The sequence below is a fragment of the Streptomyces sp. NPDC050806 genome, from assembly GCF_055586425.1.
In genome coordinates this window covers 104,978-124,712 of the sequence record NZ_JBVJIF010000008.1, presented here as the reverse complement: position 1 = coordinate 124,712, position 19,735 = coordinate 104,978, and the positions used below count along the sequence as shown (strand labels likewise).

General features: G+C 70.1%; 19 protein-coding genes and 1 pseudogene. 2 read left to right on the top strand and 18 right to left on the bottom strand.

What is annotated here, in order from left to right:
• Positions 1 to 2: 2 nt before the first annotated feature.
• From nuoL to ACZ6WH_RS25255, 12 genes are read right to left on the bottom strand one after another with little or no spacing between them, the layout of a single operon-like run.
• Positions 3 to 1,949 carry an NADH-quinone oxidoreductase subunit L gene (gene nuoL, locus ACZ6WH_RS25310; RefSeq protein WP_469730885.1) on the bottom strand — a complete coding sequence of 649 codons (1,947 nt, stop codon included), beginning with the start codon at positions 1,947 to 1,949 and terminating at the stop codon, positions 3 to 5.
• Between the two features lie 12 nt (positions 1,950 to 1,961).
• Positions 1,962 to 2,261: an NADH-quinone oxidoreductase subunit NuoK gene (gene nuoK / locus ACZ6WH_RS25305; RefSeq protein WP_030262617.1), complete on the bottom strand. Its 300-nt coding sequence runs from the start codon at positions 2,259 to 2,261 to the stop codon at positions 1,962 to 1,964.
• Complete coding sequence (locus tag ACZ6WH_RS25300) at positions 2,258 to 3,130, bottom strand: NADH-quinone oxidoreductase subunit J (protein WP_432856163.1); 873 nt, start codon at positions 3,128 to 3,130, stop codon at positions 2,258 to 2,260. The genes nuoK and ACZ6WH_RS25300 overlap by 4 nt, the downstream gene beginning before the upstream one ends.
• Complete coding sequence (nuoI, locus tag ACZ6WH_RS25295) at positions 3,127 to 3,747, bottom strand: NADH-quinone oxidoreductase subunit NuoI (protein WP_399709860.1); 621 nt, start codon at positions 3,745 to 3,747, stop codon at positions 3,127 to 3,129. The genes ACZ6WH_RS25300 and nuoI overlap by 4 nt, the downstream gene beginning before the upstream one ends.
• Positions 3,740 to 5,131, bottom strand: coding sequence for an NADH-quinone oxidoreductase subunit NuoH (gene nuoH, locus ACZ6WH_RS25290; RefSeq protein WP_432864470.1), 1,392 nt, complete (start codon positions 5,129 to 5,131; stop codon positions 3,740 to 3,742). The genes nuoI and nuoH overlap by 8 nt, the downstream gene beginning before the upstream one ends.
• The gene (locus ACZ6WH_RS25285; RefSeq protein ID WP_469730880.1) at positions 5,131 to 7,728 is read right to left on the bottom strand and encodes an NADH-quinone oxidoreductase subunit G; all 2,598 of its coding nucleotides are present in this window, start codon (positions 7,726 to 7,728) and stop codon (positions 5,131 to 5,133) included. The genes nuoH and ACZ6WH_RS25285 overlap by 1 nt, the downstream gene beginning before the upstream one ends.
• The gene (gene nuoF / locus ACZ6WH_RS25280; RefSeq protein ID WP_469730878.1) at positions 7,725 to 9,101 is read right to left on the bottom strand and encodes an NADH-quinone oxidoreductase subunit NuoF; all 1,377 of its coding nucleotides are present in this window, start codon (positions 9,099 to 9,101) and stop codon (positions 7,725 to 7,727) included. The genes ACZ6WH_RS25285 and nuoF overlap by 4 nt, the downstream gene beginning before the upstream one ends.
• The gene (nuoE, locus tag ACZ6WH_RS25275; RefSeq protein WP_432864472.1) at positions 9,101 to 9,946 is read right to left on the bottom strand and encodes an NADH-quinone oxidoreductase subunit NuoE; all 846 of its coding nucleotides are present in this window, start codon (positions 9,944 to 9,946) and stop codon (positions 9,101 to 9,103) included. Before nuoE ends, nuoF begins: the two co-directional genes overlap by 1 nt.
• Positions 9,947 to 9,963: 17 nt before the next feature.
• Positions 9,964 to 11,286 carry an NADH-quinone oxidoreductase subunit D gene (locus tag ACZ6WH_RS25270; RefSeq protein WP_432856173.1) on the bottom strand — a complete coding sequence of 441 codons (1,323 nt, stop codon included), beginning with the start codon at positions 11,284 to 11,286 and terminating at the stop codon, positions 9,964 to 9,966.
• A complete protein-coding gene (locus tag ACZ6WH_RS25265) occupies positions 11,286 to 12,059 on the bottom strand; it encodes an NADH-quinone oxidoreductase subunit C (protein ID WP_469730875.1) in 774 nt (257 codons plus the stop codon). The genes ACZ6WH_RS25270 and ACZ6WH_RS25265 overlap by 1 nt, the downstream gene beginning before the upstream one ends.
• Positions 12,056 to 12,610, bottom strand: coding sequence for a NuoB/complex I 20 kDa subunit family protein (locus tag ACZ6WH_RS25260; protein WP_361558040.1), 555 nt, complete (start codon positions 12,608 to 12,610; stop codon positions 12,056 to 12,058). The genes ACZ6WH_RS25265 and ACZ6WH_RS25260 overlap by 4 nt, the downstream gene beginning before the upstream one ends.
• 10 nt (positions 12,611 to 12,620) lie before the next feature.
• The gene (locus ACZ6WH_RS25255; RefSeq protein WP_030262580.1) at positions 12,621 to 12,980 is read right to left on the bottom strand and encodes an NADH-quinone oxidoreductase subunit A; all 360 of its coding nucleotides are present in this window, start codon (positions 12,978 to 12,980) and stop codon (positions 12,621 to 12,623) included.
• 725 nt (positions 12,981 to 13,705) lie between these two features.
• On the opposite strand from ACZ6WH_RS25255, the gene ACZ6WH_RS25250 reads away from it, so the two are divergent.
• Positions 13,706 to 14,521 (top strand): C40 family peptidase, encoded by an 816-nt coding sequence (locus tag ACZ6WH_RS25250; RefSeq protein ID WP_399709880.1) that lies wholly within the window; start codon positions 13,706 to 13,708, stop codon positions 14,519 to 14,521.
• 121 nt (positions 14,522 to 14,642) lie between these two features.
• Here the strand turns inward: ACZ6WH_RS25250 and ACZ6WH_RS25245 are convergent, their stop codons facing one another.
• From ACZ6WH_RS25245 to ACZ6WH_RS25230, 4 genes and pseudogenes are all read right to left on the bottom strand, one after another.
• The gene (locus tag ACZ6WH_RS25245) at positions 14,643 to 14,969 is read right to left on the bottom strand and encodes a putative quinol monooxygenase (RefSeq protein WP_361558033.1); all 327 of its coding nucleotides are present in this window, start codon (positions 14,967 to 14,969) and stop codon (positions 14,643 to 14,645) included.
• 108 nt (positions 14,970 to 15,077) lie between these two features.
• Complete coding sequence (locus ACZ6WH_RS25240) at positions 15,078 to 15,866, bottom strand: IclR family transcriptional regulator (protein WP_361558030.1); 789 nt, start codon at positions 15,864 to 15,866, stop codon at positions 15,078 to 15,080.
• A 52-nt stretch (positions 15,867 to 15,918) separates the two neighbouring features.
• Positions 15,919 to 16,077 carry a hypothetical protein gene (locus ACZ6WH_RS25235; RefSeq protein ID WP_469730871.1) on the bottom strand — a complete coding sequence of 53 codons (159 nt, stop codon included), beginning with the start codon at positions 16,075 to 16,077 and terminating at the stop codon, positions 15,919 to 15,921.
• Positions 16,078 to 16,370: 293 nt separating this feature from the next.
• Positions 16,371 to 17,723: pseudogene (locus tag ACZ6WH_RS25230) on the bottom strand (geranylgeranyl reductase family protein); the annotation flags it as partial.
• A 55-nt stretch (positions 17,724 to 17,778) separates the two neighbouring features.
• On the opposite strand from ACZ6WH_RS25230, the gene ACZ6WH_RS25225 reads away from it, so the two are divergent.
• Positions 17,779 to 18,300: a GNAT family N-acetyltransferase gene (locus ACZ6WH_RS25225; RefSeq protein ID WP_469730869.1), complete on the top strand. Its 522-nt coding sequence runs from the start codon at positions 17,779 to 17,781 to the stop codon at positions 18,298 to 18,300.
• 16 nt (positions 18,301 to 18,316) lie between these two features.
• Here ACZ6WH_RS25225 and ACZ6WH_RS25220 read toward each other — a convergent pair whose 3' ends face one another.
• Together ACZ6WH_RS25220 and ACZ6WH_RS25215 are read right to left on the bottom strand one after the other, a co-directional pair.
• Positions 18,317 to 19,015: a demethylmenaquinone methyltransferase gene (locus tag ACZ6WH_RS25220; RefSeq protein ID WP_469730867.1), complete on the bottom strand. Its 699-nt coding sequence runs from the start codon at positions 19,013 to 19,015 to the stop codon at positions 18,317 to 18,319.
• Between the two features lie 46 nt (positions 19,016 to 19,061).
• Positions 19,062 to 19,667 carry a Uma2 family endonuclease gene (locus ACZ6WH_RS25215; protein WP_469730866.1) on the bottom strand — a complete coding sequence of 202 codons (606 nt, stop codon included), beginning with the start codon at positions 19,665 to 19,667 and terminating at the stop codon, positions 19,062 to 19,064.
• Between the last annotated feature and the right edge of the window lie 68 nt (positions 19,668 to 19,735).

Here is a 19,735-nt window from a genome sequence, read left to right as displayed (position 1 = left end):
GCTCAGACACCCCTCATCAACAGGGTCGCGAAGACCAGCACCGCGGCACCGCCCAGCATCTGGAGGGCGTAGGAGCGGACGTAACCGGTCTGCAGGCGGCGCAGCCGGCCGGAGAGACCACCGACCGACACCGCGGTGCCGTTGACCGCGCCGTCGACGACGGTGTCGTCGATCCGGACCAGCGCCCGGGTCAGTTCCTCGCCGCCGCGGACCAGTACGACGTGGTTGAAGTCGTCCTGGAGCAGGTCGCGCCGGGCGGCGCGGGTGAGGAACGAGCCGCGCGGCGCCACGGCCGGGACGGGCTTGCGGCCGTACTGCAGCCAGGCGAGGCCGACGCCGATCAGCAGCACCACGATCGTCGAGCCCGTCACGGCCGCAGCCCCGATCGGGGGGTGGCCGTGCTCGAAGGAGGTGACCGGCTCCAGCCAGTGCACGAACGCCTCGTTGATGCTGAACAGACCGCCGGCGAAGACCGATCCGAAGGCCAGCACGATCATGGGGATCGTCATGGACTTCGGCGACTCGTGCGGATGCGGTGGGGTGTACTCGCCACGTGTTGCCGCGGCGGGCTCCGCGCTCGGCTCGTCCGGCGACGGGGTCGGGGCCTTGCGCCAGCGCTCCTCGCCGAAGAACGTCATCAGCATCACGCGCGTCATGTAGAACGCGGTGATCCCGGCGCCCAGCAGGGTGGCCGCGCCCAGGATCCAGCCCTGGGGGCCGCCGCTGGCGAACGCCGCCTCGATGATTTTGTCCTTGGAGAAGAAGCCGGACAGGCCCGGGAAGCCGATGATCGCCAGGTACCCGAGACCGAAGGTCACGAAAGTGACCGGCATGTGCTTCCGCAGGCCGCCGTAGCGGCGCATGTCCACCTCGTCGTTCATCCCGTGCATCACGGAACCGGCGCCGAGGAAGAGGCCCGCCTTGAAGAAGCCGTGGGTGACCAGGTGCATGATCGCGAAGGCGTACCCGACCGGACCGAGGCCGGCCGCGAGGATCATGTACCCGATCTGCGACATGGTCGACCCGGCCAGGGCCTTCTTGATGTCGTCCTTCGCGCAACCGACGATCGCACCGAAGAGGAGCGTCACCGCGCCGACCGCGACCACGGCGGTCTGCGCATCCGGCGCCGCGTCGAAGACCGCCCCGGAGCGGGTGATCAGGTAGACCCCCGCGGTGACCATCGTGGCGGCATGGATCAGGGCCGAGACCGGGGTCGGGCCCTCCATCGCGTCACCCAGCCAGGACTGCAGCGGCACCTGGGCCGACTTGCCGCAGGCGGCCAGCAGCAGCATCAGCCCGATGGCGGTGAGCATGCCCTCGCTGGTCTCGCTCGCCGCCCCCAGCACCGGGCCGAACGCGAACGTCCCGAAGGTGGTGAACATCAGCATGATGGCGATGGACAGGCCCATGTCGCCGACCCGGTTGACCAGGAAGGCCTTCTTGGCCGCCGTCGCCGCGCTCGGCTTGTGCTGCCAGAACCCGATGAGCAGGTACGAGGCGAGGCCGACGCCCTCCCAGCCGACGTACAGCAGGAGGTAGTTGTCGGCGAGGACGAGCAGCAGCATCGCCGCGAGGAAGAGGTTCAGATAGCCGAAGAAGCGGCGGCGCCGCTCGTCGTGCTCCATGTAGCCGATCGAGTAGATGTGGATCAGCGATCCGACACCGGTGATCAGCAGTACGAACGTCATCGACAACTGGTCGAGCTGGAAGGCGATGTCGGCCCGGAAGCCGCCCACCGGGATCCAGCTGAAGAGGTGCTGGTGCAGCGCACGGTCCTCGGCGCCCCTGCCCAGCATGTCGGTGAACAGCACCAGGCCGATGACGAACGACACCACCGCGAGCAGGGTGCCGAGCCAGTGGCCCGCGCGGTCCAGGCGTTTGCCGCCGCAGAGCAGCACGGCCGCACCGACCAGTGGTGCCCCGACGAGCAGCGCGATCAGAGATTCCACGAGTGCGACCCCTTACAGCTTCATCAGGCTGGCGTCGTCGACCGAGGCCGTATGGCGGGTGCGGAAGATCGTGACGATGATCGCCAGGCCGACCACGACCTCGGCGGCCGCGACGACCATCGTGAAGAACGCGATGATCTGGCCGTCCAGATTTCCGTGCAGCCGCGAGAAGGCCACGAAGGCGAGGTTGCAGGCGTTCAGCATCAGCTCCACGCACATGAAGAGCACGATGGCGTTCCGCCTGATCAGCACCCCGGCCGCACCGATGGTGAAGAGCAGCGCAGCCAGGTAGAGGTAGTTGATCGGATTCATCGCGTGGCCTCCTCGCCGCGCTCCCGCGCCTGCTCACCGCGCCCGTTCTCGGTACGCCGGTCGGCCTCGCCGCGCTCCAGCCACTCCGCCGAGCGCTGCTCCAGCGCCGCCAGCTCGGCCAGCGACTCCCCCGACACGTCCCGGATCTGGCCCCGCTTGCGCAGGGTCGGATTGACGGTGAGCTCGGAGGGGGTGCCGTCGGGCAGCAGGCCGGGGACGTCGACCGCGTTGTGCCGGGCGTAGACGCCGGGGGCGGGCAGCGGCGTGACTTGAGTGCCTTCGCGTACGCGGCGCTCTGCCTGCTCGCGCTGGGTCTTGGCCCGCTCGGTGCGCTCCTTGTGGGTCAGCACCATCGCGCCGACCGCCGCGGTGATCAGCAGCGCACCAGTGATCTCGAAGGCGAAGACGTACTTGGTGAAGATCAGGGCGGCCAGGCCCTGGACGTTGCCGCCGGCGTTGGCCTCGGCCAGGCCGTTGAAGTGGCGCACCGAGGCGTTGCCGAGGCCGGCGATCAGCAGGATGCCGAAGCCGAGCCCGGCGCCGGCCGCCAGCCAGCGCTGGCCCTTGAGCGTCTCCTTGAGGGAGTCCGCCGCGGTCACGCCGACCAGCATGACGACGAAGAGGAAGAGCATCATGATCGCGCCGGTGTAGACGACGACCTGGACGATGCCGAGGAAGTACGCGCCGTTGGCGAGGTAGAAGACCGCCAGGATGATCATGGTGCCGGCGAGCGAGAGGGCGCTGTGCACCGCCCGCCTCATCAGGACCGTGGCCAGCGCGCCGATCACGGCGACCGTGCCGAGGATCCAGAACTGCACCGCCTCGCCGGTGGAGGTGGCGGAGGCCGCGGCCAGGATCGAGGGGCTCATGCCTCCGCCCCCGTCCCCGCCGGGCGTTCGGCGGTGGGCGCGGGGGTCTCGGGGAGCCCCGCCGGGCACTCGCCCTTGCTGACGGCGACCTGCCGCTCCGTGCCCGGCGCCGCCTCGGTCACCAGGCCGTTGTAGTAGTCCTTCTCCGTCATCCCGGGGAAGATCGCGTGCGGGGAGTCGACCATGTTCTCGTCGAGGCCCGCGAGCAGCTCTTCCTTGGTGTAGATCAGGGACTCGCGGCTGCGGTCGGCCAGCTCGTACTCGTTCGTCATCGTGAGCGCCCGGGTGGGGCACGCCTCGACGCACAGGCCGCAGAGGATGCAGCGGAGGTAGTTGATCTGGTAGACGCGGCCGTACCGCTCGCCGGGCGAGTACCGCTCCTCGTCGGTGTTGTCCGCGCCCTCCACATAGATCGCGTCGGCCGGGCACGCCCAGGCGCACAGCTCGCAGCCCACGCACTTCTCCAGGCCGTCCGGATGGCGGTTGAGCTGGTGCCGGCCGTGGAAACGAGGCGCGGTCGGCTTCTTCTCCTCCGGGTACTGCTCGGTGAGCCGCTTCTTGAACATGGCCTTGAAGGTCACGCCGAAGCCGGCCACCGGATTCTGGAAATCAGACACCGTTGTCCCCCTTTCCGTTTTCGTCACTGTCAGTATTCACTCCGCCACTGACAATCAGCTCGCGATCTTGGTGGCGCGGGCGCCGGCGCGGCACCGGCGGCAGGGTCTGGCCGGGCAGCGGTGGTACGGGGAAGCCGCCCGCCATCGCGTCGAACGGCTCCTCCGCCGGCGCTTCTTCGGCCTTCTCGCCCTTGCGGAAGAAGTCCACGACGAGGGAGATCAGCAGCAGGGCGACCGCGGCGCCGCCGACGTACAGCACGATCCGCTGGAAGTCATAGCCCTCGTTGCGCAGCGCCCGCACGGTCGCGACCAGCATCAGCCAGACCATGGAGACCGGGATGAGGACCTTCCAGCCCAGCTTCATGAACTGGTCGTAGCGGACGCGTGGCAGCGTGCCGCGCAGCCAGATGAAGAAGAAGAGCAGCAGCTGGACCTTGACGGTGAACCAGAGCAGCGGCCACCAGCCGTGGTTCGCGCCCTCCCAGAAGGTGCTGATCGGCCAGGGAGCGCGCCAGCCGCCGAGGAAGAGGGTGATCGCGACCGCCGAGACGGTGACCATGTTGACGTACTCGGCGAGCATGAACATCGCGAACTTGATGGAGGAGTACTCCGTGTTGAAGCCGCCGACCAGGTCGCCCTCGGACTCCGGCATGTCGAACGGCGCACGGTTGGTCTCGCCGACCATCGCGACGATGTAGATCAGGAAGGAGACCGGCAGCAGCGCGACGTACCAGGTGCTGTGCTGCCCGTCGACGATCGCCGAGGTGGACATCGAGCCGGAGTAGAGGAACACCGACGCGAAGGCCATGCCCATCGCGATCTCGTAGCTGATCATCTGGGCGCACGAGCGGAGCCCGCCGAGCAGCGGGTACGTCGAGCCAGAGGACCAGCCGGCGAGCACGATGCCGTAGATGCCGACCGAGGCCGTGGCCAGGATGTACAGGAGGCCGATCGGCAGGTCGGTCAGCTGCATCGGCGTACGGTGACCGAAGATCGAGATCTCGTTGTCGGCCGGGCCGAACGGGATGACCGCGAACGCCATGAACGCCGGGATGGCCGCGACGATCGGGGCGAGGATGTACACCGCCTTGTCGGCCCGCTTGACGACCAGGTCCTCCTTCAGCATCAGCTTGATGCCGTCGGCGAGGGACTGGAGCATGCCCCAGGGACCGTGCCGGTTGGGCCCGATGCGCAGCTGCATCCAGGCGACGACCTTGCGCTCCCAGACGATCGAGAAGAGCACGGTCAGCATCAGGAACGCGAAGCAGAAGACCGCCTTGATGACCACCAGCCACCACGGGTCGCGCCCGAAGACGCTCAGGTCCTCGGCGGCCAGCGCGATACGGTCCGCGCCGAGCGCCAGCTGTTCCGCGGCGAGGTTCATCATTCCGCCACCTCCGTGCCGTCCGCCGGGGCCGCCGGGCCCGCGGTCATCGCGGCGACCGTCACCAGGTCACCGGGGTTCGCTCCCGTGTCGTGCGGGACGCCGCCCCCCTGGGAGTTGAGCGGCAGCCACACCACCCGGTCGGGCATCTCGCTGACCAGGAGGGGGAACGCCACCGCGCCGTGCGGCCCCGTTACCAGGACCTCCGCGCCGTCCTCGAGGCCCGCCTCGGCGGCGGTGGCGGCGGACATCCGGGCCACGGCGGCGTGCCGGGTACCGGCCAGCGCCGCGTCACCCTCCTGCAGCCGCCCGAGGTCCAGCAGCAGCCGGTGCCCGGCGAGCACCGCCTCGCCCGCGCCGGGCCGGGGCAGCGCCCGCGTCTCGGTACCGGCGAGCACGTCAGCGGTGGCGCGCGGCCCGTCCCAGCCGCCGAGCCGGTCCAGCTCCGCGCGTACGGCGCGCACGTCCGGCAGCGCCAGTCCGGGCACCGCCTCGTCCACGGCGGACATCGCGTCCGCGAGCATGTGCAGCACCCGCGCATCGGGGAGCAGGTGGCGGCGCGTCATCTGGTCCGGCTTGAGCGCGGCCTCGAAGGGCCGTGCCCGGCCCTCCCAGTTGAGGAACGTGCCCGCCTTCTCCACCACGGCCGCGACCGGCAGCACCACATCGGCCCGGCGGGTGACCTCGCCGGGCCGCTGCTCCAGGCTGACCAGGAAGCCGACCGCGTCCAGCGCCTCGACGGCGCGCCGCGGGTCGGGCAGGTCCTCGACCCCGACACCGGCCACCACCAGGGCGTTCAGCTCTCCGGTGGCCGCGGCCTCCAGGATCTGGCCGGTGTCCCGGCCGTGCCGGTGCGGCAGCGCGGTCACGCCCCAGGCGCGGGCGACCTCGTCGCGGGCGCGCGGGTCCGTCGCGGGCCGGCCGCCGGGCAGCAGTCCGGCGAGCGCGCCCGCCTCGACGGCGCCCCGCTCGCCGGCCCGGCGCGGAATCCACACGAGCTGCGCGCCGGTGGCCGAGGCGGCACGTACGGCGGCGGTGAGCGCCCCCGGTACCGCGGCCAGCCGCTCGCCGACGACGATCACGGAGCCCGCGGCCCGCAGCGCCTCGGCAGCCGCCTGCCCCTCGCCCTCGAGGCCCGCCCGTCGCCCGCCACCACCCTCCGCGGGAAGGCGCTCCGCGCCTGCAGCCTCATGGCCCGCCAGCGCGTCCAGCCACTCCGTCTCCGTGCCCGGCGCGGCCGGCAGCAGCGTGCCGCCCGCCTTGATGAGGCCGCGGGTGGCGTACGAAGCGAGCCCGAAGGTCCGCTGGCCGTTCTTGCGGTGCGCCTTGCGCAGCCTCAGGAAGACGCCGGGCGCCTCCTCCTCGGCCTCGATGCCGGCCAGCAGGACGGCCGGCGCCGCCTCCAGGGAGCGGTAGGTGATGCCTTGTCCGTCGAGGTCGCGGCCGTGGCCCGCCACGTGTGCGGCGAGGAAGCCGGCCTCCTCGGAGCTGTGCACCCGGGCCCGGAAGTCGATGTCGTCGGTGTCCAGGACGGTCCGGGCGAACTTGGCGTACGCGTAGGAGTCCTCGACGGTGAGCCGGCCGCCGGTCAGCACCCCGGCCCGGCCGCGTGCGGCGGCGAGCCCGCGTGCCGCGGCCTCCAGCGCCTCGGGCCAGCTCGCCGGGGTCAGTTCACCCGAGTCGGCGTCCCGGACGAGCGGCGTCTCCAGCCGGTCGGGCAGCTGCCCGTACCGGAAGGCGAACCGCCCCTTGTCGCACATCCACTCCTCGTTGACCTCGGGGTCGTCGGCCGCGAGCCGCCGCATGACCTTGCCGCGCCGGTGGTCCGTACGCGTCGCGCAGCCCCCCGCGCAGTGCTCGCACACGGACGGCGAGGAGACCAGGTCGAACGGGCGGGAGCGGAAGCGGTACGCCGCCGAGGTGAGCGCGCCGACCGGGCAGATCTGGATGGTGTTGCCGGAGAAGTACGACTCGAACGGGTCGCCCTCGCCCGTACCGACCTGCTGGAGCGCGCCGCGCTCGATCAGCTCGATCATCGGGTCGCCGGCGACCTGGTTGGAGAAGCGGGTGCAGCGGGCGCACAGTACGCAGCGCTCGCGGTCCAGCAGCACCTGCTGGGAGATCGGCACCGGCTTCTCGTAGGTGCGCTTCCTGCCCTCGAAACGCGAGTCGGCCTGTCCGGCGGACATGGCCTGGTTCTGCAGCGGGCACTCGCCGCCCTTGTCGCAGACCGGGCAGTCCAGCGGGTGGTTGATGAGCAGCAGCTCCATCACGCCGCGCTGCGCCTTGTCGGCGACCGGCGAGGTGAGCTGGGACTTCACGACCATGCCGTCGGTGCAGGTGATCGTGCAGGACGCCATGGGCTTGCGCTGGCCCTCGACCTCCACGATGCACTGGCGGCAGGCGCCCGCCGGGTCCAGCAGCGGATGGTCGCAGAAGCGCGGGATCTCGATGCCGAGCATTTCGGCGGCCCGGATGACCAGGGTGCCCTTGGGCACGCTGATCTCGATGCCGTCGATGGTCAGCGAGACGAGGTCTTCGGGCGGAACCGCCGCCTCGCCGCCCCCGGAGGCCGCGCTATTAGTGGTCACTGTCATGCGTTCACCTCCAGGTGCTTGTCGGCCCAAGCGGTGGACTTGGCCGGGTCGAAGGGGCAGCCCTTGCCGGTGACGTGCTGCTCGTACTCCGCGCGGAAGTACTTGAGCGAGGAGAAGATCGGCGAGGCGGCGCCGTCACCGAGGGCGCAGAAGGACTTGCCGTTGATGTTGTCGGCGATGTCGTCGATCTTGTCGAGGTCCTCCATGCGGCCCTTGCCGGCCTCGATGTCACGGAGCAGCTGCACGAGCCAGTACGTGCCCTCGCGGCACGGCGTGCACTTGCCGCAGGACTCGTGCGCGTAGAACTCGGTCCAGCGCGTCACCGCCCGGACGACACAGGTCGTCTCGTCGAAGCACTGCAGGGCCTTGGTGCCGAGCATCGAGCCGGCCGCGCCGACGCCTTCGTAGTCCAGCGCGACGTCCAGGTGCTCGTCGGTGAACATCGGCGTGGACGAACCGCCCGGCGTCCAGAACTTCAGCCGGTGGCCGGGGCGCATGCCGCCGCTCATGTCGAGGAGCTGTCGCAGCGTGATCCCCAACGGGGCTTCGTACTGGCCGGGGTTGGCGACGTGGCCGCTCAGCGAGTACAGCGTGAAGCCCGGGGACTTCTCGCTGCCCATGGACCGGAACCACTCCTTGCCCCGGTTCATGATGGCGGGAACCGACGCGATGGATTCGACGTTGTTCACGACAGTGGGGCAGGCGTAGAGGCCGGCCACGGCGGGGAAGGGGGGACGCAGCCGGGGCTGTCCGCGACGGCCCTCCAGGGAGTCCAGCAGCGCGGTCTCCTCGCCGCAGATGTACGCGCCCGCGCCCGCGTGCACGGTGAGTTCGAGGTCCAGACCGGCGCCGAGGGCGTCCTTGCCGAGGTAGCCCGCCGCGTACGCCTCCCGTACGGCCTCGTGGAGGCGCCGCAGGACGGGGACGGTCTCCCCGCGCAGGTAGATGAACGCGTGATGCGACCGGATCGCGTGACAGGCGATGATGATCCCCTCGATGAGGGAATGCGGGTTCGCGAAGAGGAGCGGGATGTCCTTGCAGGTCCCGGGCTCCGACTCGTCGGCGTTGACAACAAGATAGTGCGGCTTGCCGTCGCCCTGCGGGATGAACTGCCACTTCATGCCGGTGGGGAAGCCCGCGCCGCCGCGGCCGCGCAGCCCGGCGTCCTTCACGTACGCGATGACGTCGTCCGGGGCCATCGCGAGCGCCTTGCGCGCGCCTTCGTAGCCCTCGTGCCGCCGGTAGGTCTCCAGGGTCCAGGAGTTGGGCTGGTCCCAGAAGGCCGACAGGACGGGTGCGAGCAGCTTCTCGGGGCTGGTCTCTCCCCCGGCCTCCGGCCGGGAGGCGCCCCCGTATTCCGTGGACACGGTCATCACTCCCCCTCCTCAGCGGTGGGTCCGGACGGGTGGTGGGGATCGGAGGCCGAGGTGTCCCGGGGCGCGTCGTGCGAGCTGGGGTGGGTCGGCGGCGCCTCACCCACTGCCCCGGCCGCCGGCGCCTCGTCCGTCGGACGGTCGCCGTCGCGGGGTGCGACGACGTGGTCGGTGCCGCCCGGCAGCTCCTCGCCCTTGGCCAGCCGGAGCCCGACGAGGGAGGCGTGCCCGGCGCCGCCGGTCGCCTCGACCGCGCCTTCCCGCCGGTCGGGGAAGCCGGCCAGGATGCGGGCCGTGTCCTTGTACGTGCACAGGGGCGCGCCGCGGGTCGGGGCGACGGGCCGTCCGTCCCGCAGGTCGTCGACCAGCTGCTTCGCGCTCTCCGGCGTCTGGTTGTCGAAGAACTCCCAGTTGACCATCACGACGGGCGCGTAGTCGCAGGCGGCGTTGCACTCGATGTGTTCGAGGGTGACCTTGCCGTCGGCGGTGGTCTCGTTGTTGCCGACGCCCAGGTGCTCCTTCAGCTCGTCGAAGATCGCGTCGCCGCCCATGACGGCGCAGAGCGTGTTGGTGCAGACCCCGACCTGGTAGTCGCCGCTCGGCTTGCGGCGGTACATCGTGTAGAAGGTCGAGACGGCCGTGACCTCGGCGGTGGTGAGGTCCAGCAGCTCGGCGCAGAAGCGGATGCCCGTCCGCGTGACGTGGCCTTCCTCGGACTGGACGAGGTGCAGCAGCGGCAGCAGGGCCGAGCGCGAGCCGGGGTAGCGGGCGATCACCTCCCTGGCCTCCGCTTCGAGCCGGGCCCGTACATCGGCCGGGTAATCGGGGGCGGGGAGCTGCGGCATCCCCAAACTGACGTCTGTCACCGGTCGACGCCTCCCATCACGGGGTCGATGGACGCGACGGCGACGATGACGTCGGCGACCTGGCCGCCTTCGCACATGGCCGCCATGGCCTGCAGGTTGGTGAAGGAGGGGTCGCGGAAGTGGACGCGGTACGGGCGGGTGCCGCCGTCGCTGACCGCGTGCACGCCCAGCTCGCCCTTGGGGGACTCCACGGCCGCGTAGGCCTGGCCGGGCGGGACCCGGAAGCCCTCCGTCACCAGCTTGAAGTGGTGGATCAGGGCCTCCATGGAGGTGCCCATGATCTTCTTGATGTGGTCCAGGGAGTTGCCGAGGCCGTCCGGGCCGAGCGCGAGCTGCGCGGGCCAGGCGATCTTCTTGTCCCCGACCATGACCGGGCCGGGCTCCAGCCGGTCCAGGCACTGCTCGATGATGCGCAGCGACTGCCGCATCTCCTCCAGGCGGAGCAGGAAGCGGCCGTAGGAGTCGCAGGTGTCGGTGGTCGGGACCTCGAAGTCGTAGGTCTCGTAGCCGCAGTACGGGTCGGTCTTGCGCAGGTCGTGCGGCAGGCCGGCGGAGCGCAGGACCGGGCCGGTGGCGCCGGTGGCCAGGCAGCCGGCCAGGTCCAGATAGCCGATGCCCTCCATCCGGCCCTTGAAGACCGGGCTGCCGGTGGCGAGCTTGTCGTACTCCGGGAGGTTCTTGCGCATCTTCTTCACGAAGGCGCGTACCTGGTCGACGGTGCCGGGCGGCAGGTCCTGGGCGAGGCCGCCGGGCCGGACGTACGCGTGGTTCATGCGCAGGCCGGTGATCAGCTCGTAGATGTCCAGGACCAGTTCGCGGTCGCGGAAGCCGTAGATCATTATCGTGGTGGCACCGAGCTCCATGCCGCCGGTGGCGATGCACACCAGGTGGGAGGAGAGCCGGTTCAGCTCCATGAGCATCACGCGGATGATCGAAGCCCGGTCCGGGATGTCGTCGGTGATGCCGAGCAGCTTCTCCACGGCCAGGCAGTACGCCGTCTCGTTGAAGAACGGCGTCAGGTAGTCCATCCGCGTGACGAAGGTCGTGCCCTGGGTCCACGTGCGGTATTCGAGGTTCTTCTCGATGCCGGTGTGGAGGTAGCCGATGCCGCAGCGGGCCTCGGTGACGGTCTCGCCGTCGATCTCCAGGATGAGCCGGAGCACGCCGTGCGTGGAGGGGTGCTGCGGGCCCATGTTGACGACGATGCGCTCGTCGTCCGCCTTGGCCGCGGCCTCGACGACCTCGTCCCAGTCGCCGCCGGTGACCGTGTAGACGGTGCCTTCCGTGGTCTCGCGAGGAGTCGCATGGGAAGTGGACATCAGGTGTACGACCTCCGCTGGTCGGGAGCCGGGATCTGGGCGCCCTTGTACTCGACGGGGATGCCGCCGAGCGGGTAGTCCTTGCGCTGCGGGAAGCCCTGCCAGTCGTCCGGCATCATGATCCGGGTGAGCGCCGGGTGTCCGTCGAAGATCATCCCGAAGAAGTCGTAGGCCTCGCGCTCGTGCCAGTCGTTGGTCGGGTAGACGCTCACGACCGACGGGATGTGCGGGTCGGCGTCGGGCGCGGAGACCTCCAGCCGGATCAGCCGGGTGTGGGTGATCGACCGCAGGTGGTAGACGGCGTGCAGCTCACGGCCCTTGTCGCCGGGGAAGTGCACGGCGCTGACGCCGGTGCACAGCTCGAAGCGGAGGGCCGGGTCGTCGCGGAGGGTCTTCGCGACGGTCGGCAGGAATTCGCGGGCGATGTGGAAGGTCAGCTCGTCGCGGTCCACGACGGTCTTCTCGATGACGTTCTCGGGGACCAGGCCCTGCTCGTCCAGCGCGCCTTCCAGCTCGTCCGCGACCTCGTCGAACCATCCGCCGTACGGCCGGGAGGCGGCGCCGGGCAGCCGTACGGTCCGGACGAGGCCGCCGTAGCCGGAGGTGTCGCCGCCGTTGTTCGCGCCGAACATGCCGCGGCGGACGCCGATGACCTCGCCGTGGTCGCCGCGCTGGCCGGGGAGGTTCTGCGCGTTGAGGTCCTTGTCCGGGTTGACCCCGTTGGCCCCCGTACCGTTCTTCGCGCCGTCCGCGCCGTTCTTCGGGTCGCTCACCGCAGCAGCCCCTTCATCTCGATCGTCGGGAGTGCCTTGAGCGCCGCCTCCTCCGCCTCGCGGGCCGCTTCCTCGGCGTTGACCCCGAGCTTGGAGCCCTGGATCTTCTCGTGGAGCTTGAGGATGGCGTCCATGAGCATTTCCGGGCGCGGCGGGCAGCCCGGGAGGTAGATGTCGACCGGGACGACGTGGTCGACGCCCTGCACGATGGCGTAGTTGTTGAACATGCCGCCCGACGAGGCGCAGACGCCCATGGAGATGACCCACTTCGGGTTCGGCATCTGGTCGTAGACCTGGCGGAGGACGGGCGCCATCTTCTGGCTGACCCGGCCGGCCACGATCATCAGGTCGGCCTGGCGCGGCGAGCCGCGGAAGACCTCCATGCCGAAGCGGGCCAGGTCGTAGCGGCCGGCTCCGGTGGTCATCATCTCGATGGCGCAGCACGCGAGCCCGAAGGTCGCCGGGAAGACCGATGACTTGCGCACCCATCCCGCGGCCTGTTCGACGGTGCTCAGCAGAAAGCCGCTGGGCAGCTTCTCTTCAAGTCCCATTGGGTGACCCCTAGTCCCATTCCAGGCCGCCGCGGCGCCAGACATAGGCGTAGGCGACGAAGACGGTGAGCGCGAAGAGCAGCATCTCGACGAGCCCGAACAGCCCCAGGGCGTCGAAGGTGACGGCCCAGGGGTAGAGGAAGACGATCTCGATGTCGAAGACGATGAAGAGCATCGCCGTCAGGTAGTACTTGATCGGAAAGCGACCGCCGCCTGAAGGCTGTGGGGTCGGCTCGATCCCGCACTCGTACGCCTCGAGCTTGGCCCGGTTGTAGCGCCTGGGTCCGACGAGCGTGGCCATGACGACAGAGAAGATCGCAAAGCCTGCCCCGAGGGCTCCCAGTACGAGGATGGGCGCATAGGCGTTCACCGTCCTCGCTCCCTTCAGTCGACGATGACTGGTTGGCGGTCCGGCCTCGGGCCCGTTCACTCCTCGACGGGACGCGACAGAGATCGCGCCCATGTGAGGCAGTTCACAAGCCCTGGCCGCCTGCATCTTATGCCCGCGGGTCTGTGATCTGCGACACGGGGTGCGACAACGACTTTGTGATCTCCACCACCTGACGAAGGATCATGAAGTCGGATGAGCGGTGACCTTCGCACCGGAAGCGTCCGAGTGATCACTTCACGTGACAAAACCAGCGGTCGCCGCTGGTCAGGGAGGTGGCCGCACTATCAAGAGTGACGCAGCGCAAGCAAATTGGCGCTGGACACCGTCAACTGATAGCGCGTGCCCACCCGTCCGCGTGACCCAGTCGTGACCTCGCCGTGATCGTCGGTACGTGCATCCCTTCACGAGCGCGCATCACGAGGACATAACGGTCACTCAGGAGTGAGCTATCCCACGCGCTTCACATCTCTAAAACCTTGACGCTCGGGAAGCATTGGCGAGTCGGTTGCGAAGGTGGTAAGTGCCGTGCTGACGCGCATCGAGCGGTAAATGCCATGCGCAGGAACATGATCACGAAATTCGGACACGGCTCGGGCCGGTTCAGGGCTGGCCGATTGGCCCGTTTTGTTCACCGTGTACGCGTCAAAAGTGGTGCACACCACCTTTGTTGGCAGCAACCTGTGGGGCCTGATAGCCGTGGTGCCATGTCCCCGAACGCACTCATACCCAGCCACCGGAAGCCCCGCCGTTCCGCGACCTCGCGGGCCGTGCGCGCAGGGTTCACCGGTGGCATCCTCACGCTGGCGGTGACCGGTACCGCCGTCCCCGCGAACGCCACCGCTGAGAAGCCGGCCTCCGAGACCCAGGAGCTGCCGACCATCACCGCTGAGCTCGCGACGTCCGTGGCGAAGACCGCGGACACCACCCAGCAGGTTGCGGACCAGTACGAGCTGCAGGCAGCGCAGGACTCGGTCTTCTCCAAGGCCGACAAGGCCGCCCAGAAGGCCAAGGACAAGGCCGTCGAGGCCAAGCGCAAGGCCGAGGCGGAGAAGAAGGCCGCCGCGGCCCGCAAGGCCAAGGAGGCCGAGCAGGCCCGCGCTTCGCGCTCCGCGGACCGTGGCCCCCTCCTGTCCGCCTCCGCCTCGGTGGACACCGGCTCGCTCAGCGGCTCCACCGCCTCCCTGGTGAGCTTCCTCAAGGCCCAGGTCGGCAAGGCGTACGTGAGCGGCGCGACCGGCCCGTCCGCGTACGACTGCTCCGGCCTCACCCAGGCCGCGTTCCGGCAGATCGGCATCGACCTGCCGCGCGTCTCCCAGGACCAGTCGACCGCCGGCACCCAGGTGGGCCTGGACAACCTCCAGGTGGGCGACATCCTCTACTGGGGCAGCGCGGGCAGCGCGTACCACGTCGGGGTCTACATCGGCGGCGGCCAGTTCATCGGTGCGCAGAACTCCAGCACCGGCGTCGTGCAGCGCGACATGAGCTACGACCAGCCGACGGGCGCCGTCCGCGTCCGCTGAGGCACTTCGGGCTCACCGGCCTCTCCCAGGGCCGCACACACGGCGAAAGGGCCGTCGTTCCCCCGCTCGGGAACGACGGCCCTTTCGCCGTACTCCGCACCTTACGGGCGGATTTGCGCGGCTACGCGCGCGGCGTGACCTCGGCCATCTCGCCCCAGCCGGTGCCCTCGGTCTCGACGTTGATGATCTCCGGGGTGCTCGCGACGAGGCCGGACATCAGCTCGATGGCGTCCTTGAAGTGGTCGGACTGCACGTGCGCGGCGCCCGCTTCCTGGCCGGCGAACGCCTCCAGCAGCACGAACTGGTGCGGGTTCTCGACGCTCCGGGACCACTCGAAGAAGATGTTGCCCGGCTCGGCGCGGGTGGCGAGCGTGAAGGGCTCGGTCAGCGACAGCCACTCGTCGCTCTTCTCCGGCCGGACGGTGAACTTCACAGCGATGAAAATCATGCGACCACTGTGCGCCGGAGCGGGCGTCACCGCGAGCCGGCACGGCCGCCATTCCACCGATGCCGGAAAACCCGCCGCCCGGCCCGCGCCCCGTGCCGGTACGGCCGCTCAGGCCCCGGCCGCCGCGCGGAGCAGCACGGACGCCAGCTCGCCCCGGCGCGCGGGGTAGTCGGCGGTCGGCAGCGAGACCGACAGCGCGCGGACGGAGCCGTCGGGGCCCTCGCCCGGGAGGCGTACGGCGAGGCAGGTGTGTGCCGGGTCGGTCTCCCCCACCGACACGGCGATCCCGTCCCGGCGCACCCGCGCCAGCTCCGCCTCGAAGCGCTCGGGCGAGGTGATCGTACGGTCCGTCAGCCGGGGCAGGCCGTGCGCGGCGACATAGCGGCGGCGCGCGGGCCGCTTCAGGGCGGCGAGCAGGACCTTGCCGTGCGCGGTGGCGTGCGCGCCGTGGTCGGGCCCCACCGCGAACGGGCCGCCGGCCGCCGACACCGGGAGCGTGCTGTCGACGACCGCGATCCGGCCGCGTCCCACCGCGCTGAGGTACGCGTGCGTGCCCGTGGCGCGCCGTACGCCCAGCAGCAGCTCGCGCGCGCCGTCCTCGATGCCCGTCTGCCGCTGGAAGGCCCGGTGCAGCGCGGGCACTCGGGGCCCCAGGGCGTAGCCGCCGCCCGTGCGCGTCAGATGGCCGCGCGCGGTCAGCGGCGCCAGCAGGTTGTAGACCGTGGACAGCGAACAGCCCAGCCGGCGGGCCAGCGCCTTGGCCGTCACCGGCCCCGCCGACCCGGCCACCGCGTCGAGCACGTCCAGCGCCCGGTCGACGGAGAGCGGTCCGCCGGTGGCGCCGCCCGCACCGGCACCGCCGGCGGCATCGGGTCCGTTGACGGGTGCGGCGGACATGACGGATCCCTTCGGACGTGCCGGACGGCGGCTGCTGTCCCTCCAGGATCCCTCACCTCGGCCGGAGCCTGCTCTGCCGGTTGGCCTCGCGCACCCTCGCGCGCAGCTCCGCGTTCCGGTCCGGTACGCCCTTCGCGTCCGCCGGCGGTGCCGCCGGTTCGGTGCGCTCCATGGCCTCGCCCCGTTCGTCGCCCTCCCGGACGTCACTCATGGCTCCCCCCTCAGCATCCGGCGCCATGCCCTCGGCATCCCCATGGTTCACGCTCCGTGGTCAGCTCGGGACTTTCCGTGCCACCAGCCTGACCGCAGGCACGGCGCGAAGACAGCAGGCACAATCCGCCAACTTGGCGTGTCAAGACGCATGCTCGGTCAAACATTCGATACGAGTACGCCCCGCACGCCCCGGAGCAGAGCGGCGTGGCGGCGCAGGGCGGCGGAGGCGAGCAGCACGAAGCCGCCACCGGCGGGGCCGATGGCGGCAGGTCGGGCGGGGTGCGCCCGGTGTCAGGCCTTCGGGGCGACCTTGCTCAGGCCGTTGATGATGCGGTCCATGGCGTCGCCGCCGGTGGGGTCCGTCAGGTTGGCCAGCATCTTCAGGGTGAACTTCATCAGCATCGGATGGGTCAGACCGCGCTGCGTGGCCATCTTCATCACCTTCGGGTTGCCGATGAGCTTCACGAAGGCGCGGCCGAGGGAGTAGTAGCCGCCGTAGGTGTCCTTGAGGACCTTCGGGTACCGCTGGAGAGCCAGCTCGCGCTGCGCGTACGTGGCGCGCGCGTGCGCCTGCACGATGACGTCGGCGGCGATCTGGCCGGACTCCATGGCGTACGCGATGCCCTCGCCGTTGAACGGGTTCACCAGACCGCCCGCGTCACCGACCAGCAGCAGACCCTTGGTGTAGTGCGGCTGCCGGTTGAATGCCATGGGGAGCGCGGCGCCGCGGATCGGGCCCGTCATGTTGTCCGGGGTGTAGCCCCAGTCCTCCGGCATCGAGGCGCACCAGGCCTTGAGGATCTCGCGCCAGTCCAGCTCCTTGAAGGAGCTGGAGGTGTTCAGCACGCCGAGGCCCACGTTGGAGGTGCCGTCGCCCATGCCGAAGATCCAGCCGTAGCCGGGCAGCAGACGGTCCTGCGGGCCGCTGCGGTCCCACAGCTCCAGCCAGGACTCCAGGTAGTCGTCGTCGTGGCGCGGCGACTCGAAGTACGTACGGACCGCGACGCCCATCGGCCGGTCCTCGCGCCGGTGCAGGCCCATGGCCAGCGACAGCCGGGTGGAGTTGCCGTCCGCGGCGACCACGAGCGGGGCGTGGAAGGAGACCGGGGTCTTCTCCTCGCCGAGCTTGGCGGTCACGCCCTCGATGCGGCCGGTGAGGTCGTTGATGATCGGCGCGCCGACGTTGCAGCGCTCGTACAGCCGGGCGCCGGCCTTCTGCGCCTGCCGGGCCAGCTGCTCGTCGAAGTCGTCGCGCTTACGGACGAGTCCGTAGTTCGGGTACGAGGCGAGGTCCGGCCAGTCCAGCTGCAGCCGTACGCCGCCGCCGATGATCCGCAGGCCCTTGTTGCGCAGCCAGCCGGCCTCTTCGGAGATGTCGATGCCCATCGACACGAGCTGCTTGGTGGCACGAGGAGTGAGGCCGTCGCCGCAGACCTTCTCGCGCGGGAAGGCCGTCTTCTCCAGCAGGAGGACGTCCAGGCCCGACTTGGCGAGGTGGTACGCGGTCGCCGAGCCGGCCGGACCGGCCCCCACGACGATCACATCGGCGGTGTGCTCGGAGCGGGCCTGGGTGGGCGCGTCGGCCTCGGTCACGTCGGTCACGGCGTAATCTCCCGGAACTCGATATCTGGGTGCCGACCGGCACTGGACCCGTGCAGTCTATGCAGGCCGATGTGATCCGAACCCGAAGGGTTGGCCCATGCAGCAGCCGCTTCCGCCCCTCCCCCCTGTCGAGCTGCGCGTCCCCACCGAGGAGGACGCGTGGAACTGGCACGGGGTGTTCGACGACCCGGAGGTCATGGAGTTCCACGGCGGCACGTCCGCCGAACTGTCGGTCTACGAGGAGCTGACCGCGCGCCAGCGCCGCCACCACGCCGAACGCGGCTACTGCTTCTACACGATGCTCGACCCGGCGGACGGCGCGGTGATCGGCTTCACCGGCGCGCAGCCGTGGCCGAGCACGGAGTGGGGTCCGGTCGGCGAGACGGAGATCGGCTGGCGGCTGGGCCGGAAGTACTGGGGCAGGGGCTACGCCACCGCCGCCGCCCGGCTCGCCCTGACGGAGGTACGGGCGGCCGGGGTACGGCACGTCGTGGCGATGGTGGACGCGCGCAACGCCCGCTCGATCGCGGTGACCCGGCGCCTCGGCATGCGGCAGGCGGAAACGTTCATCTCCCCGGTGTCGAAGGTGACGGGCCTCTGCCACCGGCTGGACCTCTGAGCACCCGCCGACGGGCCTAGGCCGCCGGCTTCGTCCCCCGGTGCAGCGCGACGATGCCGCCCGTGAGGTTGCGCCAGGCGACCTTCGACCAGCCGGCGCGCTGCAGCCGGGCGGCCAGCGCGGGCTGGTCGGGCCAGGCGCGGATGGAGTCGGCGAGGTAGACGTACGCGTCGGGGTTGGAGCTGACCGCGGTCGCGACCGGCGGCAGCGCGCGCATCAGGTACTCGGTGTAGACGGTCCGGAAGGGCGCCCACGTCGGGTGGCTGAACTCGCAGATGACGACCCGGCCGCCGGGCTTGGTCACGCGGTACAGCTCGGCCAGCGCGGCGTCCGTGTCCTGGACGTTCCGCAGCCCGAAGGAGATCGTCACGGCGTCGAACACGCCGTCCGCGAAGGGCAGCTTCATCGCGTCACCGGCGGTGAAGGGCAGCCACGGCTGCCGCTTCTTGCCCTCGCGGAGCATCCCGGTGGAGAAGTCGCACGGCACGACGTACGCGCCGGTGCGGGCGAACGGCACGGAGGAGGTGCCCGTACCGGCCGCGAGGTCCAGCACCCGTTCGGCCGGGCGCGCGGCCACCGCGCGGTCCACGGCCTTCCGCCACAGCCGCGTCTGCCCGAGGGACAGCACGTCGTTGGTGAGGTCGTACCGTTCCGCCACGTCGTCGAACATCGAGGCGACTTCGTGCGGCTGCTTGTCCAGGGATGCTCGGGTCACGCATGCCATTGTTCACCACGGGGTGCGGTGCCCTGCGGGCGGCACTTCAGAGCCCGACTACGCCAGCGAGGTCGATGGTGATCGGGAAGGGACGGTCGGTCTCCAGCTTGAGATTGTGCTGAGGGTGTTCTGGGGCAGAGATGTACGCACCCGTAGCAGTGTGCAGCCAGAACTCATGCACTTCGGGGATGTCGTCGCAGTCGCGTTCCACCCGCCAGTAAAACGGCACCCCTGCCGCCGCGTAGAGGGCCGGCTTCCGCGCTCGGTCATCAATCATCGAGTTGGGGGACACCACCTCGACCGCCAGCTTCACCCTCTCCGCCGGCGTGCAGTCCATGGTGAAGAGGTCCAGGTCGCGTACGTCGTACACGAGGACGTCAGGCTTGACGACGTTGTGCTCGTCGAGCTTGACGCAACGCTCGGCATTGACTCCGTAGTGTGCCTCCGGCAACGCCTGACTCAACCGGATGAGTAGCTGATCCCGCACCTGGTCATGCCACCACTTGGCCATCCCCCGCACCACGATTACTCCGTCCACAAGTTCCCAGTCGAAGGGCACCTCCAAGTCCTTCACCTGGTCATACGTCCAGCCTTCAGCAGGCGGGAACATCCAGGTTTCAGGAGTTGCCTTCACCATCCGGTCAGTGCTCATCACTGCTCCCATGGACGCGGGTGTGGACGCGGGTACGAGTCGCGGTCCTGTATATGACCGTACCGTCG

Bases quoted from the DNA above. Each gene is read 5' to 3' on its own strand.
- nuoK (WP_030262617.1), bottom strand. From the start codon at position 2,261: ATGAATCCGATCAACTACCTCTACCTGGCTGCGCTGCTCTTCACCATC.
- ACZ6WH_RS25300 (WP_432856163.1), bottom strand. From the start codon at position 3,130: ATGAGCCCCTCGATCCTGGCCGCGGCCTCCGCCACCTCCACCGGCGAG.
- nuoH (WP_432864470.1), bottom strand. From the start codon at position 5,131: ATGAACCTCGCCGCGGAACAGCTGGCGCTCGGCGCGGACCGTATCGCG.
- ACZ6WH_RS25285 (WP_469730880.1), bottom strand. From the start codon at position 7,728: ATGACAGTGACCACTAATAGCGCGGCCTCCGGGGGCGGCGAGGCGGCG.
- nuoF (WP_469730878.1), bottom strand. From the start codon at position 9,101: ATGACCGTGTCCACGGAATACGGGGGCGCCTCCCGGCCGGAGGCCGGG.
- nuoE (WP_432864472.1), bottom strand. From the start codon at position 9,946: ATGCCGCAGCTCCCCGCCCCCGATTACCCGGCCGATGTACGGGCCCGG.
- ACZ6WH_RS25270 (WP_432856173.1), bottom strand. From the start codon at position 11,286: ATGTCCACTTCCCATGCGACTCCTCGCGAGACCACGGAAGGCACCGTC.
- ACZ6WH_RS25260 (WP_361558040.1), bottom strand. From the start codon at position 12,610: ATGGGACTTGAAGAGAAGCTGCCCAGCGGCTTTCTGCTGAGCACCGTC.
- ACZ6WH_RS25250 (WP_399709880.1), top strand. From the start codon at position 13,706: ATGTCCCCGAACGCACTCATACCCAGCCACCGGAAGCCCCGCCGTTCC.
- ACZ6WH_RS25245 (WP_361558033.1), bottom strand. From the start codon at position 14,969: ATGATTTTCATCGCTGTGAAGTTCACCGTCCGGCCGGAGAAGAGCGAC.
- ACZ6WH_RS25240 (WP_361558030.1), bottom strand. From the start codon at position 15,866: ATGTCCGCCGCACCCGTCAACGGACCCGATGCCGCCGGCGGTGCCGGT.
- ACZ6WH_RS25235 (WP_469730871.1), bottom strand. From the start codon at position 16,077: ATGAGTGACGTCCGGGAGGGCGACGAACGGGGCGAGGCCATGGAGCGC.
- ACZ6WH_RS25225 (WP_469730869.1), top strand. From the start codon at position 17,779: ATGCAGCAGCCGCTTCCGCCCCTCCCCCCTGTCGAGCTGCGCGTCCCC.
- ACZ6WH_RS25215 (WP_469730866.1), bottom strand. From the start codon at position 19,667: ATGAGCACTGACCGGATGGTGAAGGCAACTCCTGAAACCTGGATGTTC.